General features: G+C 66.4%; 14 protein-coding genes. 7 read left to right on the forward strand and 7 right to left on the reverse strand.

Annotated elements, in window-relative coordinates; genetic code table 11:
* Both pta and DN824_RS05025 read left to right on the forward strand, forming a co-directional pair.
* On the forward strand, window positions 1–819 hold an 819-nt coding region (gene pta, locus DN824_RS05020), incomplete at its 5' end, for a phosphate acetyltransferase (RefSeq protein WP_138407250.1).
* A 182-nt stretch (window positions 820–1,001) separates the two neighbouring features.
* Complete coding sequence (locus DN824_RS05025) at window positions 1,002–1,931, forward strand: acyltransferase (RefSeq protein ID WP_138407251.1); 930 nt, start codon at window positions 1,002–1,004, stop codon at window positions 1,929–1,931.
* Window positions 1,932–1,961: 30 nt separating this feature from the next.
* Here DN824_RS05025 and DN824_RS05030 read toward each other — a convergent pair whose 3' ends face one another.
* The 6 genes from DN824_RS05030 to DN824_RS05055 form a co-directional block, all read right to left on the reverse strand.
* Complete coding sequence (locus tag DN824_RS05030) at window positions 1,962–4,109, reverse strand: putative bifunctional diguanylate cyclase/phosphodiesterase (RefSeq protein WP_138407252.1); 2,148 nt, start codon at window positions 4,107–4,109, stop codon at window positions 1,962–1,964.
* Window positions 4,110–4,263: 154 nt separating this feature from the next.
* Window positions 4,264–7,986, reverse strand: coding sequence for a CHASE domain-containing protein (locus tag DN824_RS05035; protein WP_138407253.1), 3,723 nt, complete (start codon window positions 7,984–7,986; stop codon window positions 4,264–4,266).
* Between the two features lie 151 nt (window positions 7,987–8,137).
* A complete protein-coding gene (locus DN824_RS05040; RefSeq protein WP_138407254.1) occupies window positions 8,138–8,794 on the reverse strand; it encodes a YiaD family glycine zipper/OmpA-like lipoprotein in 657 nt (218 codons plus the stop codon).
* A gap of 143 nt (window positions 8,795–8,937) precedes the next feature.
* Entirely contained in the window at window positions 8,938–9,579 is a 642-nt protein-coding gene (locus DN824_RS05045) for an MBL fold metallo-hydrolase (RefSeq protein WP_138407255.1), read from the reverse strand.
* Window positions 9,580–9,662: 83 nt separating this feature from the next.
* A complete protein-coding gene (locus tag DN824_RS05050) occupies window positions 9,663–11,345 on the reverse strand; it encodes a fatty acid--CoA ligase (protein ID WP_138407256.1) in 1,683 nt (560 codons plus the stop codon).
* A 151-nt stretch (window positions 11,346–11,496) separates the two neighbouring features.
* Window positions 11,497–12,126: a LysE family translocator gene (locus tag DN824_RS05055; RefSeq protein ID WP_138407257.1), complete on the reverse strand. Its 630-nt coding sequence runs from the start codon at window positions 12,124–12,126 to the stop codon at window positions 11,497–11,499.
* Between the two features lie 67 nt (window positions 12,127–12,193).
* On the opposite strand from DN824_RS05055, the gene DN824_RS05060 reads away from it, so the two are divergent.
* The 4 genes from DN824_RS05060 to DN824_RS05075 all read left to right on the forward strand — a co-directional run bounded on the left by DN824_RS05060 (window position 12,194) and on the right by DN824_RS05075 (window position 15,586).
* On the forward strand, window positions 12,194–13,156 hold the full coding sequence (locus DN824_RS05060) for a 2-hydroxyacid dehydrogenase (protein WP_138407258.1): 963 nt from the start codon (window positions 12,194–12,196) through the stop codon (window positions 13,154–13,156).
* Between the two features lie 69 nt (window positions 13,157–13,225).
* Window positions 13,226–14,224, forward strand: coding sequence for a class I SAM-dependent methyltransferase (locus tag DN824_RS05065; protein WP_138407259.1), 999 nt, complete (start codon window positions 13,226–13,228; stop codon window positions 14,222–14,224).
* A 246-nt stretch (window positions 14,225–14,470) separates the two neighbouring features.
* Window positions 14,471–15,058, forward strand: a complete 588-nt coding sequence (locus DN824_RS05070; RefSeq protein WP_138407260.1) for a TMEM165/GDT1 family protein — start codon at window positions 14,471–14,473, stop codon at window positions 15,056–15,058.
* Window positions 15,059–15,142: 84 nt separating this feature from the next.
* Window positions 15,143–15,586 carry an ester cyclase gene (locus DN824_RS05075; RefSeq protein ID WP_138407261.1) on the forward strand — a complete coding sequence of 148 codons (444 nt, stop codon included), beginning with the start codon at window positions 15,143–15,145 and terminating at the stop codon, window positions 15,584–15,586.
* A gap of 17 nt (window positions 15,587–15,603) precedes the next feature.
* Here DN824_RS05075 and DN824_RS05080 read toward each other — a convergent pair whose 3' ends face one another.
* Window positions 15,604–16,422: a M48 family metallopeptidase gene (locus DN824_RS05080; RefSeq protein ID WP_138407262.1), complete on the reverse strand. Its 819-nt coding sequence runs from the start codon at window positions 16,420–16,422 to the stop codon at window positions 15,604–15,606.
* A 144-nt stretch (window positions 16,423–16,566) separates the two neighbouring features.
* Between DN824_RS05080 and DN824_RS05085 the strand changes: the two genes are divergently transcribed.
* Window positions 16,567–18,696: a methyl-accepting chemotaxis protein gene (locus DN824_RS05085; RefSeq protein WP_138407263.1), complete on the forward strand. Its 2,130-nt coding sequence runs from the start codon at window positions 16,567–16,569 to the stop codon at window positions 18,694–18,696.
* The last annotated feature ends 4 nt before the right edge of the window (window positions 18,697–18,700 follow it).

Genomic DNA, 18,700 nt, shown 5'->3' on the forward strand with positions numbered 1-18,700 from the left:
GTCGCCCAGGCGCAGGGCATCGACCTGCCGGAAGGGCTGGAGATCCTCGACCCGGACCTGATCCGCGAGCGCTACGTGCCGCCGATGGTGGAACTGCGCAAGGGCAAGGGCCTCAATGCCCCCATGGCCAGCGCACAGCTGGAGGACTCGGTGGTGCTGGGCACCATGATGCTGGCCCTGGACGAAGTGGACGGCCTGGTGTCCGGCGCCGTCCACACCACCGCCAACACCATCCGCCCCGCCCTGCAGCTGATCAAGACCGCGCCGGGCTACAAGCTCGTTTCCTCGGTGTTCTTCATGCTGCTGCCCGACCAGGTGGTGGTCTACGGCGACTGCGCGGTCAATCCCGACCCGACTGCCGCCGAACTCGCGGAAATCGCCATTCAGAGCGCCGACTCGGCCGCCGCCTTCGGCATCCCCCCGCGGGTGGCGATGATCAGCTACTCCACCGGCGATTCGGGCAGCGGCGAGGAAGTGGAAAAGGTGCGCGAAGCCACCCGCCTGGCTCGCGAGCTGCGCCCCGACCTCGCCCTCGACGGCCCGCTGCAGTACGACGCCGCCGCCATCGAAAGCGTCGGCCGGCAGAAGGCGCCCAACAGCAAGGTCGCGGGCAACGCCACGGTGTTCATCTTCCCCGACCTCAACACCGGCAACACGACCTACAAGGCCGTGCAGAGAAGCGCCAACGTGATCAGCGTCGGGCCGATGTTGCAGGGCCTGCGCAAGCCGGTGAACGACCTGTCGCGCGGCGCGCTGGTCGATGACATCGTCTTCACCATCGCCCTCACCGCCATCCAGGCCGCCAGCAGCGAAGCCTGATCCCCGCGCGCCATCGTCTCCCGGGGCGGTGGCGCGCGGGCTGCCCGGCGCCCGCCGCATCTGGCGACGATCTCGGCAATAGCTTGCAGTTCTACCCACAATCGTTACCCTTGGCGCCCAAATAATGACCCAAGCGCCAAACACGGGGCCTTCGCCCTGCGCATTTTTCGAGACATCGCACGATGCTGAGCTTTCTGCCCCACGTCCTTCGCGGCGCCCTCGCCGGCCTGTTACTGATCCTCAACACGCTCTTCTGGTGCTGGCCGCTGTTCGCCCTGTCGCTGCTCAAGCTGGTGCTGCCCTTCCCGCTGGCGCAACGGCCGCTGCGCACCGCCATGCACTGGATCGCCGAGTCCTGGATATCGGTGAACAGCTTCTGGATGGATCTGGTGCAGCGCACCCGTTGGGACGTGCAGGGGCTTGAGAAGGTGGACATGAGCCACTCCTACCTGGTCACCAGCAACCACCAGAGCTGGGCCGACATCCTGATGCTGCAGTACCAGCTCAACCGGCGCATGCCCATCCTCAAGTTCTTCCTGAAGCAGGAACTGATCTGGGTGCCGGTGATCGGCCTCTGCTGGTGGGCGCTGGAGTTTCCCTTCATGAAGCGCTTCAGCAAGGAATACCTGGCCAAGCACCCGGAAAAGCGCGGCCAGGACCTGGCCACCACGCGCAAGGCCTGCGAACGCTACCGGACCAACCCGGTGTCGGTGTTCAACTTCCTGGAAGGCACGCGCTTCACCCCGGCCAAGCACGACGAACAGAATTCGCCGTTCACGCATCTGCTCAAGCCCCGCGCGGGCGGCATCGCCTTCGTGCTGGACGCCATGGGCGAGCAGCTGACCGCCATGATCAACATCACCATCCACTATCCGGACGGCAATCCGAGCTTCTGGGACCTGCTGTGCGGGCGCATACGCCACGTGGTGATGCGCATCGAGACGCTACCGATTCCCGCCGAATTCATCTGCAGGAGCTATGACCAGGACGAGCAGTACCGGCTCAGCTTCCAGCAGTGGGTGAACCAGCTCTGGCAGGACAAGGACGCCCAGCTCGAGGCGCTGCACCGGGAATACCCGGGCTCCGCCCGAAGCCCCTCCGACGACCGCTGAACAGGCGAGGCCCTGACGGGCCGCCGCAGCTCAATGCGCCCCGGCGCCCACCACCGGCAGGCGGCTCCAGTCGACCTGCTGCGGAAAGCGGCTGGCCTGCTCGTGGCTGAGCCCGGGCGCGACCAGAAACCCCTGCATCACGTGGCAGTCGTGGGCGATCAGCCAGTCGCGCTGGGCCATGGTTTCGACGCCCTCGGCAATCACTTCCAGCCCCAGGTTGCGCCCCAGATCGATGATGGTGCTGACCACCGCCGCATCGCGGGGTGAATCGAGCATGTTGGACACGAACAGTCGGTCGATCTTCAGCGTATCGAGTTCGAAGTGCCTGAGGTAGGCGAGCGACGAGTAACCGGTGCCGAAGTCGTCGATCGCCACCCGGACGCCCAGCTTGCGCAGCTTGCTGAGCTTCTCGCAGCTGAGGTCGAGGTCCTGCATCAGTGTCCCTTCGGTGACTTCCAGCTCCAGCTGCGAAGGCTTCAGCCGGTAATCGTCGAGCAACCGGCTGAGCGTGTCCAACAGCCCGGCCATGGCGAACTGGACCGGGCTGACGTTGATGCTCAGGACCAGGTCGTCGCCCAGGCGGGGCAGCCATTCCTGGCACTGGCTCAGGCTCTCGCGCATCACCCACTCGCCCACCCGGTTTATCAGCCGCGTCTCTTCGAGCAGGGGGATGAACACGCCCGGCATCACCTGCCCGCTGCCGTTGCCATCCCAGCGCAACAGCGCCTCGAAGCCCCGCAGGCGGCCGGTGTCGAGCTGGATCTGCGGCTGGTAGACCAGGCCGAAATCGTTGCGGTCGATCGCGCTGCGCAGGTTCTCCTCCATGATCAGCCGGGCGTGGGCACGGCCGTTCATTTCCCTGGAGAAGAAGCGGAACTGCTGGCGCCCGGCACGCTTGGCCTCGTACATCGCCATGTCCGCCGAGCGCAGCAGGTCTTCGACGTTCTGCCCGCAATCGGGGAAGCTGGCGATGCCGATGCTCGCCCCCAGCGTCACCTCGGTGCCCTCGATGCTGTGGCGCACCGAGATCAGCTCGATGAGCTTTTCCGCGACCTTGGCCGCGTCCTCGGGATGGTCCAGCGAGTCGAGCAACGCGGTGAATTCGTCGCCGCCCATGCGCGCGAGGATGTCGTAGGGCCGCATGCAGGTTTCCAGCAGGCGCGCCACCTTGCACAGGATCGCGTCACCCGCCTCGTGCCCCAGCGAGTCGTTGATGCGCTTGAAGCCGTCCAGGTCGATGTAGAGGATCGCCATGCGCTTGCCGTTGCGATCGACCCGCGCCAGGGCCGAGTCCAGCGCCTGGTGAAAGCCGCGGCGATTGAGCAGCCCGGTGAGCGAGTCGGTCACCGCCTGGGTCTCGAGCTGCACGTGGAGGTTGCGCACCACCGACATGTCCAGCGCGATCACCACCATCGAGCGCTGCTGGCGCGGCAGCGGCGAGCAGCTCAGCGCCACCGGGAGCGAGCCGCCGTTGCCGGTGCGCAGCTGCGCCTCGTGGACGCGATAGGTCGCGCCGCTGCGCCAGTGCAGGTAGAAGTCGGTCTCGCGCCAGGCCTCGGGCATCTCCGGCGCCTCCAGGTGCGCCAGCAAGGGGGTGCCCTTGAGCGCATCGACGGTGGTGTGCAGCATTTGCGCGATGGCCGGGTTGGCGAAGCTGATGATGCCGTCCTCGCCGACCACCAGAATCCCCTCGGCGGCATTGTTCAGCACCGAGGCGTTGAATGCGCGGGCGCTGTCGAGCTGCTGGCTGAGCAGCTGCAGGTCGCGACGGTTGTGTTCGTGGGCCAGCAGCGTGTTGATCTTGTGCTTGAGAACCTGCGGATCGAACGGCTTGAGGATGAAGTCCACGGCACCGGTGGCGTAGCCGCGCAGCACCGAATCGCGCGTGTGGGCGATGGCCGAGACGAAGATGATGGGCGTGTAGCGGGTGTGCGGGCTGCCGCGCATCAGCCGCGCCACCTCGAAGCCGTCCATGCCGGGCATCTGCACGTCGAGCAGGACCAGCTCCACATCCAGTTCGAGCAGCGCCTGCAGCGCCGCCTCGCCGGAATTGACGGTGTGCACCTGCCAGTCGCCGTCGCCCAGCAGAGCTTCCATCGCAACCAGGTTCGCCTCCCGGTCGTCTACGACCAGCAAGGTGCGGGTGCGGGGCTCCGACTTAAGCTGCGGGCGCGCCATGTGCCACCTCCACTGCCATCGAGGGCATGACCAGGGTCAGCACCCCGATCGAGTGCATCGGCCGCAGGGCCGGGCCTGCCTGGAGCAGCCCCTGTTCGGGCTTGGCGTCCTGCCGCGCGCAGGACCTCAATAATGGGTGCAATCCACCTTCTCCTTATTTGTCTGCGGAGCGCGTCACCGCTACACCGAGCCAATGCTCCAGTCGCTCGGCCAGCTCGCTCTGTGCCACCGGCTTGGGCAGATGATCATCGGCCCCCGCCTCGACGCAGCGCTCCTTGTCTTCCTTCATCGCATGCGCCGTAAGGGCAATGATAGGCACCTGACAGCCGTGTTCGTTCCTCAACCGACGAATAAGTGTGCGTCCATCGAGCTTCGCCGCGCTCATGTCCAGCAACACCAGGTCGATGGGCTCGTCATCGAAATAGTCCAGCGCCTCCTCGGCATCGGTGGCCGGCACCACCTGCAAGCCGAGCTCGTCCAGCTGAGCGGTCATGGTGTAGATGGTGCGCACGTCGTCATCCACCAGCAGCACGCGCTGCCCCAGGAGCGGCTGCTCCACCGCGCCACGCGAGACCGGGCTGTTGTATTCCTGCGGCCGGAGCAGCGGTCCGATCTGCTCGATGGCCCGCTCCCTGGACAAGGTCACGCCAGCATACCGCTCGAGCCGGCGAAGTTCTTCGCCGTCGAGCGGATGATCGATGCCGAGTACCACGCGCGTCCCGCCCAGGGGCCGCAGGCGGTCCAGCGCGGCGAGCAGGTCCAGTCCGTTCGCGCCGTGGTCGATGACCATCGCGCTGTAGGACTGCTCGGCATACGCCAGGCGCGCCTCGTCGCTGTTGCGCACGACCGTCACGCTGTAGCCGAGGCGTTCCAGATGGTCCCGCAGCGCCTGGCGCAGGCTGCGGTCCGTTTCCAGCAGGAGCAGGCGAAGCGGGTTGTGTTTCTGCCGGGCCAGCTCGATGAACAGGCGCTCCAGCTCCGCCCGTGGCACCGGCTTGACCAGGTAGCGGCTGTCCTCATCGTGCCAGTCGTGGGGCTGGGGCACGCTGCTGATGACGATCACCGACACGTCATGGTGCCGCTCTTCGCCACGCACGCTGGCGAGGACCTGCCAGCCACTGTGATCGGGCAACAGCACATCCAGCACGATGGCGGCGAAGCGATTGTTCTTCAGCGCCTGCTGCGCCTCCTCGGCGCTGTGGCAGACCAGGCTGTCGAACCCATGGTTGCCGGCCGCCTCGGCCACTTCCCTGGCGAATGCGGCGTCGCTCTCGACGATCAGCACCCGGGGCCGCTGCTGGGCCACCCGCGGCATCGGTCGGCTTTCGGGGCGCGGCTCGCCCCGGGGTTCGGCCGGGCTGGCCAGGGTCACCGGAATCTGCACGGCGAAGCAGGAACCCTCTCCCGGCGCGCTGGTGAGCGTCACGCGGCCGTCGAGCACCTCGACCAGCTGCCGGGTGATGGCCAGCCCCAGACCGGTCCCGCCGTAGTGCCGGCTGATCGAACCGTCGATCTGCTGGAAGGCCTGAAAGATGCGCTCGTGCTGCTCGGCGGGGATGCCGATGCCGGTGTCGCACACGCGGATGCGGAGCGTCTCGCGGTCCGGCGTCTCGTCCTCGCCCTCGGCGACCCGGTCGACGAGGATCTCCACGCTGCCGCGCTCGGTGAACTTCAGCGCGTTGGACAGCAGGTTGCGCAGGATCTGCTCCAGGCGGGCGCGGTCGCTGCGTATCGCGGTACATACGCCGGGCTCGATCCGCACGCTGAGCGCCAGCCCTTTCTGCTCGGCCATCGGCCGCAGGCTTGCCTCGACCTCGCCGAGCAGGTCCTCGAGGTCGAGCGGTTCGACATCCAACTGCATCCGCCCGGCCTCGATCTTGGCCAGGTCCAGGACGTCGTTGATCAGCTGAAGCAGGTCGTTGCCGGCCCGGTGCATGATGTCGGCGTGGCGAACCTGCTTCTCGGTCAGGTTGCCCGCCGTGTTCTGCCGCATCTGGTCGCTGAGGATCAGGATGCTGTTGAGCGGCGTGCGCAGCTCGTGGGACATGTTGGCGAGGAACTCGGACTTGTAGCGGTTGGCCAGCGCCAGTTCGTCGGCCTGATCGCGCAGGCGCCGTTCCGCGGCCTTGCGGTGACTGATGTCGATGATCACCGCCTGCACCATCAGCTTGTCGCCGGCGCGCATCGGCGACAGCCCGACCTCCAGCGGCAGGGGCCGGCCGTCGGCATGCTGGCCGAACAGCTCGCGGTTGCTGCCCATCCGCCGCGGTTCGGCGTTCTTCATGTAGCCCTGCAGGAGCTCCCGGTGGGTTTCGCGCAACACATCGGGCAACAGCATCTCGACCGGCTGGCCGAGCAGTTGCTGGCGATCGTAGCCGAACATGGCTTCGGTCTGCCGATTGACCATCGCGATGATCCCGCGCTCGTCGACCAGCGCCAGCGCGTTGGGCGAGGCCTCCACCACGTTGCGAAAGCGCTCCTCGGCGCTTTTGCGAGCCTGCAGGTCGACCAGGTTGATCACGTGATGCAGGCCGTCTTCACGGCTCAGCTGGGTCAGGCTGACGGCCACCGGCACCAGCGATCCATCGTCGCGCTGGGCCTGGAATTCCTCCTGATTGGCCGCCATCGGGCCGGCGCGGCTCTCGTCGATCAGCACGCCGGGAACGTAGCGGCTGACGCGCTCGTCGAGCAGCCCTTCGATGGACGTGCCAAGCAGGCTCGCCGCGCTCTGGTTGGCGAGCTCGATACGGCCGCGGTCATTGCACAGCAAGGTCGCGACGGGCAGCTTTTCGATCAGCTGGCGGAACCGCGACTCGCGCTCCTGCAGCTTGAGACTGAGGGCACGACTCTCGCGCAGGGTGCGTTCGCGCAGATAGAGGTAGCTGCCGACCATCAGCGAGAACAGCAGGGCCGCCGTCAGCGCGCCGAGGAGGCTGAACGGTTGCCGGTTGCCACGCAGGATGGCTTCGTACTCCGGCGTGCTGGCAACCACCAGCTGCCAGCTGCGGCCATACATGTATAGGTTGCGGGTGCGCTTGAACTGCGCGCTTTCTGATACCGGCTGGCGCTCGGTGAGCAGGGCCGCGTCCGGGTCGGTCGCATCGTAGAGTTGCAGCTGGAACAGGCCGCTGCGCGAGCCGAGGATGCCCTCGAGCAGGTCGTTCAGCCGAAAGGCGCCATGCAGGGTGCCGGCAAAGGCGGCCCGGCGCTCGTCGCGGGTGGTGGTGGGTGCATTGGGCAGGTACACCGGCAGGTACAGCAGCACGCCGACCTGCACGTGCTGCTCCGTCTCCTGCTTCAGCCGCAGCGGCCCGGTCATGACCGGCACACCCTTCTCGCGTGCGTTCTCGATGGCCTCCCGACGGCCCGGCTCGCTGAGCATGTCGTAGCCGACCACCCTGCGGTTGCGCCAGTCGGTGGGGTGAATGAAGTCGACGACCAGATACTCGTCCCGCTCCCCTTCGGGATACATGCGAAAGCCGGGGCGGCCGTTGCGGCGGATATCGGCAACGAGCTGGGTCAGTGTCTCGGGGGTGGCATAGCGTGCCAGGCTGACCGCCTGGATACCGGGATAGAGGTCCTGGAGCTGCAACTGGTCGGTGGCGCGGGTCCAGTCCTCGGGCGTGACCTCGCCACTGCCTGCGACGAAGCCGGACAAGCCACGCAACACCATCTCGTAGGCGCGCATGCGCTCCTTGAGGGTGTGCTCGATGTCATTGACGGCGAAGACGAAGCGCCGCTCGTCTTCGGCAGCACTGCGCTTTTCAAGGGCTTGCCATTGCCAGCCGACCCATCCACACAGCCCCGCCAGCAAGGTCAGGGTGACCAATACAGGCAGCCAGGCTCTACGCGAATGGAAAGCGGGGCGACGATCCATCCGACCTCCTCAGCCACTTGCTGGCGCACTATCAGCATTGTGAGAGTCTTCAGGCGCCCCAGAGGTTCCGATCGTTTCGATCAGAACCTCCAAACTTGTCACATTATTGGCGACAAAAAACCAGCAAGCAGACGGAGGGAGGTCGCGTGTCTTACATCTGGATCAGGTTGATCTCGACACGACGGTTCTGCGCACGGCCCGCCTCGGTGCTGTTGCTGGCGATCGGCTGGCTCGGACCGGCGCCATAGGCCGAGATGCGGTTGGACGGAATGCCGTTGGACATCAGGTAGGACGCCACGCTCTGCGCGCGACGATTGGACAGGTCCTGGTTCAGCTGCGCCGAGCCGGTGCTGTCGGTGTGGCCGACGATGTTCACGCCGTTCTTGTTGAATTCCTTGAACACCAGCACCAGCGAGTTCAGCGTCGGGTAGAAGCTCGAGGAAATGTCGGAGGAGTTGCTGCCGAAGGTGATGTTGCCCGGCATGATCAGGGTCAGCTGATCGCCGTTGCGCTGCACCTGCACGCCAGTGCCCTGCAGCGTCTGGCGCAGCTTGGCTTCCTGGGTGTCGACGTAGTAGCCGTAGCCGCCACCGGCGGCGCCGCCGACGGCAGCACCGATCAGCGCGCCCTTGGTACGGTCCTTCTTGCTCGAGGTGGCCGCGCCGATGACCGCGCCGCTCACCGCGCCAACGCCGCCATAAATGCCGGCCTTGCCCGCCTGGGACTCACCGGTGTAGGGATTGGTGGTGCAACCGGCAAGCAGTACGAGGCCTGCAGCCACGGCGGTCAGGTTACCCAGCATCTTCATATGTACTTCCTTCGATCATGTTCGGTTATCAAACTGGCCGCCCCGACGGAGCAGGCTCCTGCAGGGCGCGGCAAGATTAACAAGATGAAGCGCAGCGGAGTGGGAACCGGCCATCAGAACGATGATCGGTAGGCACTGCCGGATCAGGCGCGCACGAAGGGGTTTTCCCGCATCTCGTCGCCCAGGCGGGTGTCGGCACCGTGCCCGGCGACCACCTTCGCGTCCTCGTCCAGCCGGTAAAGACGCTGCCTGATCGAACGCTCCAGGGCAGCCCGGTCGCCGCCCCACAGGTCGGTCCTGCCGACGCCACGACGAAACAGCGTATCGCCGGCGATCAGCAGCTTCGCCTCGGGAAACCAGAAGCTCATCGAGCCCGGCGTATGTCCGGGCGTGTGCAGCGCAACGCCACAGCCACAGTCCAGCGCCTGGTCGTCGGCCAACCACTGGTCCGGCGCAGGCACCGGCACGTAGGGCACGCCGAACATCCGGCACTGCATTTCCAGGTTGTCCCAGAGGAACTGGTCGTCCTTGTGCAGGTGCAAGGTGGCGCCGGTCCGCTCCTTCATCTGGCCGGACGCGAGGAAGTGGTCCAGGTGCGCATGGGTGTGAACGATGCTTACCAGCTTCAGCCCATGGGCCTCCAGGCGCGACAGGATCAGTTCCGGATCGCCGCCGGGATCGACGACGATGGCCTTCTTGGTCAGCGGATCACCGATGAGGGTGCAGTTGCACTGCAAAGGCCCGACGGGAAAGGTTTCGCGAATCAGGGAAGCGGAGTTCGACACGGAGAGCCTCGCTGCGGTGGTGTCATGCCGCGCAGGTTATCAAAGACCTGGCGCGGCATGCCCGTCGCGACGCTGGCGCAGCCTCAGAGCGACGACAGTTCCACGCCTCCCTCTTCCTGCCAGCGGGCGATGTCGACGCGGATGCGCTTCTTGTCGAGCTTGCCGACGCTGGTCTTGGGAATCTCCGAGACCAGGGCGATCTGCGAGGGGATCGCCCATTTGTTGATCTGCCCCGCGTCCACGGCGGGCTGGAGGAAGTCCTGCAGGGCGCGGGCGTCTAGCGACTGGCCTTGCGCGAGCACCAGCAGCGCGAACGGACGCTCGCCCCAGCGCTCGTCGGGCACGCCGACCACGGCCACTTCGCGCACCGCCGGATGACGGCTGATGAGGTCTTCGAGGGCCAGCGACGACAGCCACTCCCCGCCGGTCTTGATCACATCCTTTATACGGTCGCGGATGTCGATGGCGCCGCCGGGATCGATCGAGGCGACGTCGCCGGTATGCAGCCAGCCGCCCTGCCAGAGCTCTTCGCCCTTTTCCGGCTCGCGAAAGTAGCTTTGCGTCAGCCAGGGCGCACGCAACACCAGCTCGCCCTGGGCAACGCCGTCGGCGGGCAGGAAGCGCCCGTCCGCCCCCTGGATCGCCGCGTCGACCAGCACCACCGGCACGCCGGCCTTCAGGTAGGCCCGGGTCTGCGCCTCCTCGCCGGCGTCGCGCAGTTCGTCGCTGATATGCGCGCCGGAAATCAGCGGGCAGGTCTCCGACATGCCGTAGGCCGCCGACAGGCGCATGCCGCGCGCCTTGGCGGCCTCGTAGCAACCCCGGTTGAGCGCGCTGCCGCCGACGATGATCTTCCAGCCGGCGAAGTCGATGTCCTGGGCGGCGCCGGCGTTGAGCAGCATCTGCACGATGGTCGGCACGCAGTGGGAGAAGGTGACCTTCTCCCGGCGCCACAGCTCGATCAGCAATTGCGGGTCGTATCGACCCGGATAGACCTGTTTGACCCCGAGCATGGTCGCCACGTACGGCATGCCCCAGGCGTGCACATGAAACATCGGGGTGATCGGCATGTAGACGTCACCGGTACGCATCAGCTCCGGGTCTTCCTTGCCGGTCACCGTGACCGCCGCGGCCAGGGTATGGAGCACCAGCTGCCGATGGGTGAAATACACGCCCTTCGGGTTGCCGGTGGTGCCGGTGGTGTAGAAGGTGGTCGCGACCGAATCCTCGTCGAAATCGGGGAAGTCGTAGTGCGGCTCGGCCTCGGCCAGCAGCTGCTCGTACTCGCCGAGGCAATCGGGCAGCTCTGCATCGGCCGCGCCCTGGTCGGCCAGCAGGATGGTCTTCTGCACGCAGGTCAGCTGACCGGCAATGGCCTGATACAGGGGGGCGAACTCGGCATTGACCAGCACGAAGCGGTCGTCGGCGTGGTTCATGGTGTAGAGAATCTGTTCCGGCGACAGGCGCACGTTGATGGTATGCACCACCGCCCCGATCATCGGGATGGCGAACATGCACTCCAGGTAGCGGTGACTGTCCCAGTCCATCACCGCCACGGTATCGCCGGCCTTGACCCCGGCGGCGGTGAGCACGTTGGCCAGCCGCGCGATGCGCTGGTTGAGCGTGGGGTAATCGAAGCGGAGCTGGTCGCGGTAGACGATCTCGCGGGTGCGCTCGTAACGCTTTCCGGATAGCAGCAGCTGCTTGATCAGCAGCGGGTACTGGTAGGCGTTGTCCGCTGGTTTGAGGATTCGGGTCTGGAGCATCGGGGGCATTCCTTTGTTATTGGAGTTGTTGCCCGCACTCTAGAGGGCGGCGGAAAACCGTAGAACCCGTCGAAAGTGCGATTTTGGCCAGCAGCCATCTCGACCCCGAGGCTCGCCGTGCGATTCCCCACCGACACAGGTTGTAGAACTTTCAGCCCAGTTCGGTCAGCGCCAGCCGCGCGCCCAGCCCCACCAGCACCGCCCCCATCAGGCGATCGAACCAGTGCCCCATGCGGGCGAAACCCGCCCGCACGCGCCGCCGACTGAACAGCCAGGCGACCAAACAGAACCAGAGTGCCGTGGCCAAGGCGAGGTAGAGGCCGTACCCGGCCTGCACCGCAAGCGGCGTCTGCGGGCTGATCACCACGGTGAACAGCGAGAGGAAGAACAGCGTCGCCTTCGGATTCAATCCGTTGGTGACGAAGCCGGTGACGAAGGCCCGCCGCCACGACACCCGGGACTGCTGCGCCTCGGGCTCCAACGCAGCGACGCCCATGGGCCGGGCGCGCAGGGCACGCACGCCCAGATACAACAGATAACCGGCGGCCAGCCATTTGAAGAGGTTGAACAGCATCACCGACTGCGAGACGATCAGGCCGATACCCAGAAGCGAATACGCGACGTGCACGAGGATGCCGCTGCCCACACCCAGGGCCGTCCAGCTGCCCACGCGCCGCCCCTGGGTGACGCTTTCACGCACCACCACCGCGAAATCCGGGCCCGGGCTGGCGACCGCCAGCAGATGCACCAGGGCCACGGTCAGAAACTCCATCCAGTACATGTCTCATGCTCCGCTCAATGCCGGCTGGCATTCTCGACCAGCCAGGGCCACAACAAAAGGTACAGTCATGACCAATCGCCGCGCCGTTTTCCTCGACCTCGCCCCGCTGGACCAGGGCGACCTCGACCTGTCATCGCTACAGGGCGTATTCGACGAGCTGACCTGCCATGAGCACACCGCCCCGCAGGACATCGTCGAACGGCTGCAGGGCGCTCAGGTGGCGATCGTCAACAAGGTCGCGCTCGATGCCGAGGCGCTGGCCGCCTGCCCGTCGCTCGAGCTGATCCTGGTCAGCGCCACGGGCGTGAACAACATCGACCTGAACGCGGCGCGCGAGCACGGGATCACCGTGTGCAACTGCCAGGGCTATGGCACCGCGACGGTGGCCCAGCACACCCTCGCCCTGCTGCTGGCGCTGGCCATACGGCTGCCCGACTACCAGCGCGCCGTAGAGGCCGGTCGCTGGCAGGAGACCGGCCACTTCTGCCTGCTGGACTTTCCCATCGTCGAGCTCGAAGGCAAGACCCTGGGCCTGCTCGGCCACGGCGAACTGGGCAGTGCCGTCGCGCGACTGGCCGAGGCGCTCGGCATGCGCGTACTGATCGGCAACCTGCCGGGCCGTCCGGAGCGCGCCGGCCGGCTTTCGCTGGACGAACTGCTGCCGCAGGTCGACGCCCTGACCCTTCACTGCCCCCTGACCGATGCGACCCGCAACCTGATCGGCGCGCGCGAGCTGGCGCTGCTCAAACCCACCGCATTCGTCATCAATGCCGCGCGCGGCGGGCTGATCGACGAACAGGCGCTGGCCGACAGCCTGCGCAGCGGGCACCTGGGCGGCGCGGCGACCGACGTGCTCACGGTGGAGCCGCCGGTCAACGGCAACCCGCTGCTGGCCGGCGACATCCCGCGCCTGATCATCACCCCCCACAGCGCCTGGGGCAGCCGCGAAGCGCGCCAGCGCATCGTCGGGCAGTTGGCCGAGAACGCCAGCGCCTTCTTCGCCGGCACGCCCAAGCGCCAGGTCGGCTGATCGCGCGGGCAGGCATGCCGCAGCGGCGGCAAGGCTGATAAGCTTCGCCGCTTTTTCAGAGGAGTCGTCATGGATCCGCGCAGCGAAGTCATCTTGCGCCAGGCCGAGCTGTTCGGCGGCAACCTGCTGCTGGCGGGCCTGCCGGCCGACGACCTGCTCGGCCATCTGCCGAACGCCCGCGGCTGGAGCTGGCATGCCGGCGACCAGCAGCGCCTGCAGGCGCGCTTCGGGGAGCGCTGCCTGTTCGGCGTGACCCCGCCGCCGCAGCCCTTCGACGCCGCCGTGCTGTTCCTGCCCAAATCGCGCGAGCTGAGCGACTACCTGCTGCGCGCGCTGGCCAGCCGGCTGGCGGACAAGCCGCTCTATCTGGTGGGCGAAAAGCGCGGCGGTATCGAACGCGCCGCCCGCCAGCTCGAGGCATTCGGCACCCCGCGCAAGCTCGACAGCGCGCGCCATTGCCAGCTCTGGCAGCTGACGGTCAGAGACGCTCCCGACGCCCCGGTGCTCGAGGACCTCGCGCAGCGTTTCACCCTCGACCTGCCCGACGGCCCGCTGGAAATCGTGAGCCTGCCGGGCGTGTTCAGCCATGGACGCCTGGACCGCGGCAGCGCCTTGCTGCTGACCCAGCTCGATGACGTTCCGCGCGGCCGGGTGCTGGACTTCGGCTGCGGAGCCGGCGTGCTCGGCAGCGCCCTGAAGCGACGCTACCCCGAAAGCGAACTGGTGCTGCTGGACGTCGACGCCTTTGCCGTGCAGAGCAGCCGCATGACCCTTGCCGCCAACCAGCTGCAAGCGGAAGTCATCGCCGCCGACGGGATCGACGGCGCGCCGACCGGCCTTGCCGCCATCGTCAGCAACCCGCCCTTCCACCAGGGTGTACACACCGACTACCAGGCCAGCGAAACCCTGTTCCAGCGCGCCGCGTCGCATCTGGTGCCGAACGGCGAACTGCGCCTGGTGGCCAATGCGTTCCTCAAGTACCCCGCCTTGATCGAGGCGGCGCTGGGCCCCTGCCAGACACTGAGCGAGGCCGATGGCTTTCGGATTTACCGGGCCAAACGGCGTTAGCCTGTTGCACAACCGGGTCCGCTTGGGCAAACTCGCGCCCGTCCTGGGGGAGTAGTCTCGGCGAGCACCCTGCCCGCCCGGCGTGCGTCAACATACTTGGTCCACAGACCATGGCGCCCGCGACCAGCGAAGCTGTCACGCAGCCTTCGCCGGCCTGACAAGACCCATGGCATGAACACCTGACCCGGGGGCGGGCAGGTCGTGCATGCCATGGTGAAACGTCGGCCCGCCCCTTTCGGAACCCGCTTGGAATCGTTCTTCATCCCCACGCTGGTCGTCGCCCTCGCCGAAATCGGCGACAAGACCCAGCTGCTCGCCCTGCTCCTGGCCGCCCGCTACCGGCAACCCTGGCCCATCATCGGCGGGATGGTCGTCGCCACCCTGGCCAACCACCTTTTTGCCGGCCTGATCGGCAGCTGGGTATCGAGCACACTGTCGGAAGTCACCCTGAGCTGGATCCTGGCGGCGGCCTTCGCCGCGGTCGCCGTGTGGAGCCTGATCCCCGACAAGCTCGACGAAGACGAAGCCTCGCGCGGACGCCGCTACGGCCCGTTCTTCGCCACGCTGATCGCTTTTTTCCTCGCCGAGATGGGCGACAAGACCCAGGTCGCAACTGTGATGCTGGCCGCACAGTATCCGCAGTTCGTTCTGGTTATCCTCGGCACCACACTGGGCATGTTGATCGCCAATGTGCCCGTGGTCCTGGCGGGCAACTTTGCGGCCGATCGTCTGCCGCTGACGCTCATTCGTCGCGTAGCAGCTGCAGCGTTCGCCGGACTGGCCTTGTATGCCACCTATAAAGCGTTGAGCCTCAGCGGAATGCTGCCTTTCTGACTGCCGGCACAACTATCCGAACCCAGGGCCGCTGCGGCATGCTCGAAGAGGCGCGCCGCAGCCAAACCCAGGAGAGAAGCTGCAATGTCACCGGATGATTGCAAGAAACGTGTCCGTACCCACATCGACCTGAGCTGGAACAAGGGTCGCCTGGCACTGGCCGAACAACTACAAAGCAAATATTTCACCTACAAGAGCTCGCTGGCCCAGCAACCCCTCGACAGCGCCGGGTTCGCCCAGATCGTGCGGGACATCCGCGAGGCGATGCCGGATCTGGAAGTGGTGATCGACGAGTGCCTCAACGACGGCAACAAGGTCATCACCTCCAGCACCCTGATCGGCACGCTGGTCAAGCCGGCGTTCGGGCGCCAGCCGAGCGACAAGATCATGGCGATCGCCGCGATGTCGATCTGGACGCTCAATCCGGCGGGAGACATCGAAGAACTCAATTCGCTCTTCGATATCGATGGCGGGCGTTCCCTGGCCTGTCAGGAAGCGCCCCTGGCGCAGGCACAGCCGCTGGCCTGAGCGGCTCGCCTGAAGGATCAGCGGCCCGAGCGGGCCTGCTCGTACAAGGGCATCACTTTCGGAATGTTCGCCTGCAACGCGGCGATACGGCTGCCGGACGACGGGTGGGTGCTCATGAACTCCGGCGGAGCCGAGCCGCCAGCCTGACTCATCTTCTCCCACAGGGTGATGGCTGCATTCGGGTTGTAACCACCACGCGCGGCCAGCTCCAGGCCGATCAGATCGGCCTCGTTCTCGTTGGCGCGGCTGTTGGGCAGCGTCATCAGGTATTCCACGCCCATGTTGGCCAGCTGCAGGCTGCCATCGCCGAGGCCGAACGCCGAGCCCAGCTGAGTGGCCATCTGTACCCCATAGGCCTTGGACATCGCCTCTCGTCCGTGCTCGCGCAGGGCGTGGGCGATCTCGTGCCCCATCACCGCCGCGATCTCGTCGTCGGTGAGGTTCAGCTTCTCGATCAGGCCGGTGTAGAAGATGATCTTGCCGCCGGGGCCACAGTTGGCGTTCAGCTCCGGACTGGCGATCACGTTGACCTCCCAGTCCCACTGCGCCGCATCGGGGCGGAACACCGGCGCCTTGGCGATCAGGCGCTGGCCGATCGCGTTGACGCGCTTGGAAATGGCGCTGTTCTTGTCCAGCACGCCTTTCTTCGACGCTTCCTGGAGGGTTTCCTGGTACGACTGGGCGTACATCTGGTTGACCTGCTCGGTCGACAGCATGCTGAACATGTACTGCTTGCGGTCAACGCCGATGGCTCCGCCGCTGGTGGTATTGACGGCCTGGCAGCCCACCAGCAGCGCAGCGCCGACCAGCATCGACAGGGAATGTGGCTTGAACATGGTGCTTCTCCGAAAAACGTGGCGCGTATGCTAGAACCGGCCAGAGGCACCGGCAAGCGCGCCAGCGGCCCCATGTGTCGCAAAATTTCAGTTTTCCGGACCGCAGCCGATAACGGGGCCATACCCATAAGAAGGCTGTTTGCCATGTTTCGATCCGTCCAGACCGCATTCGCCGCGCTCGCCGGCGCAAGCATCGTCGCCATCATCGCGGCGCTGCTGCTTTATGTGATGTATTCCGGAGCCCGTACCCAGGCGCTCGTCGAATCCCGTACCAGCGCGATCACCACGACCATGGTCGAGCAGCGCGTCACGGCCCTCGCCCAGCTGCAGATCAGCCGTATCCAGTCGCAGTTGCAGACACCGCTGCTGATCACCGCCGAGCTCGCCCGGGTCAACTCCCTGACCGGCAAGACCGGCGACGACGGCATGCCGCTGGCCAACCTGCGCCGCGAAGAGCTGATCAACCTGGCCCGCGAAACCCTCGTCCAGAACCAGGTGCTGCAGAGCATCTTCATCGCCTGGGAACCGAACGCCATCGACGCCAACGACATCATGTACCGCCGCGATGCGCCCGGCATGCTCAACGGCCGTTTCGCCACCTGGCTGCACCGCGACGTCGGCGGCAAGCTCGCCCTCGACACCCTGACCGAGATCGAGAACACCTCGATGCTGCCCACCGGCGTGCGCGCCGGCGAGTACTACCTGTGCCCGAAGGAAACCCTCAAGCCCTGCGTCGTCGACCCCGCCCCCTACGAGGCAGGCGGCAAGACGACCCTGCTCGCCTCCTTCAACGCCCCGATCCTGATCGACGGCCAGTTCCAAGGCATCATCGGTGCCGACCTCGAGGTCGACTTCATCCAGCAACTGCTCATCGAAGCCAACGGCCAGCTCTACGGCGGTGCCGGCGAGATCTCGCTGATCTCCAACAACGGCCGGCTGGCCGCCTACTCGCGCGACCAGTCCATGATCGGCAAACCCGCCAGCGAAGTGCTCGAGCCCGAGGACCTGGCGCGCGCGCAGCAGCTCAAGGCCGGGGAATACCTCTACCAGATCGACCAGGCGCGCGGGCTGATCAAGCTGTTCCTGCCGTTCAGCTTCTCCGGCACCGACGCACGCTGGACCCTGGCGCTGGAACTGCCCATCGCCGTGGTGATGCAGGAACACCAGCAACTGATCGACACCCTCGCCTCCGACCACGACAGCAACCTGATCGGCATGCTGGTGATCGGCCTGCTGATCGCCGCCGCCGGCCTGGCCCTGGTCTGGATCATCAGCCATCGCCTGACCCGACCGCTGCGTCAGATGGTGGTCATGTTGGATGACATCGCCCAGGGCGACGGCGACCTCACGCAGCGCCTGAACGTCGACAGCCGCAACGAGCTGGGCCAGATCGCCACGGGCTTCAACGCGTTTCTCGCCAAGTTGCAGACGATGATCGGCAACGTGGTCGGCTCGGTGCAGCAGGTCAGCGACGCCTCGGAAAACACCGCCGACATCGCCATTCGCACCGACAAGGGCGTACAGAAGCAGCTGGCCGAGATCGAACAGGTCGCCACCTCTGTCCATGAGATGACCGCCACCGCCCAGGACGTGGCCCGCAACGCCACCCAGGCGGCCGAAGCGGCCAACAATGCCGACCGGGCCGCACGCCAGGGCAAGCAGATCGTCCAGGAAACCGCCGGCACCATCGGCGACCTGGCCGGCGAGATCGGCCGCGCGGTGGGCGTGGTGCAGACGCTGGCCCGGAACAGCGAGAACATCGATACCATTCTGATCACCATCCGCAGCATCGCCGAGCAGACCAACCTGCTGGCCCTCAACGCCGCGATCGAGGCCGCGCGTGCCGGCGAGCAGGGCCGAGGCTTCGCCGTGGTGGCCGACGAGGTGCGCAACCTGGCGCAGAAGACACAGCAGGCCACGGGCGAAATCCAGAACATGATCCAGCAGTTGCAGGAAGGCACCCGCGGCGTGGTTCAGGTGATGGAAAACAGCCAGTCGCGCACGCAGCAGAGCGTGCAGCAGGCCAGCGAGGCGGCTCGCGCCCTGGAGTCGATCACCCAGGCGGTGTCGGTGATCAACGATATGAATACCCAGATCGCCAGCGCCGCGGAACAGCAGAGCGCGGTCTCCGAGGACATCAACCGCAACGTCAGCAGCATCGGCCAGGTCGCCCACGAGGTCGCCGGGGGTGCCGAAGAAGCCAGCCGTGCCAGTGCCGGCCTGACCAAGCTGGCCGAGCAGCAGCGCCGCCTGATCAATCAGTTCAAGGTCTGATGCG

Origin of the sequence: Stutzerimonas nosocomialis, from assembly GCF_005876855.1 — a bacterium.
In the GTDB taxonomy this organism is placed as follows: Bacteria; Pseudomonadota; Gammaproteobacteria; order Pseudomonadales; family Pseudomonadaceae; genus Stutzerimonas; species Stutzerimonas nosocomialis.

Coding starts and splice junctions, on each gene's coding strand:
- DN824_RS05065 (WP_138407259.1), top strand. CDS start 13,226: ATGGATCCGCGCAGCGAAGTCATCTTGCGCCAGGCCGAGCTGTTCGGC.
- DN824_RS05035 (WP_138407253.1), bottom strand. CDS start 7,986: ATGGATCGTCGCCCCGCTTTCCATTCGCGTAGAGCCTGGCTGCCTGTA.
- DN824_RS05085 (WP_138407263.1), top strand. CDS start 16,567: ATGTTTCGATCCGTCCAGACCGCATTCGCCGCGCTCGCCGGCGCAAGC.
- DN824_RS05050 (WP_138407256.1), bottom strand. CDS start 11,345: ATGCTCCAGACCCGAATCCTCAAACCAGCGGACAACGCCTACCAGTAC.
- DN824_RS05030 (WP_138407252.1), bottom strand. CDS start 4,109: ATGGCGCGCCCGCAGCTTAAGTCGGAGCCCCGCACCCGCACCTTGCTG.
- DN824_RS05025 (WP_138407251.1), top strand. CDS start 1,002: ATGCTGAGCTTTCTGCCCCACGTCCTTCGCGGCGCCCTCGCCGGCCTG.
- DN824_RS05080 (WP_138407262.1), bottom strand. CDS start 16,422: ATGTTCAAGCCACATTCCCTGTCGATGCTGGTCGGCGCTGCGCTGCTG.
- DN824_RS05055 (WP_138407257.1), bottom strand. CDS start 12,126: ATGTACTGGATGGAGTTTCTGACCGTGGCCCTGGTGCATCTGCTGGCG.
- DN824_RS05060 (WP_138407258.1), top strand. CDS start 12,194: ATGACCAATCGCCGCGCCGTTTTCCTCGACCTCGCCCCGCTGGACCAG.
- DN824_RS05075 (WP_138407261.1), top strand. CDS start 15,143: ATGTCACCGGATGATTGCAAGAAACGTGTCCGTACCCACATCGACCTG.
- DN824_RS05040 (WP_138407254.1), bottom strand. CDS start 8,794: ATGAAGATGCTGGGTAACCTGACCGCCGTGGCTGCAGGCCTCGTACTG.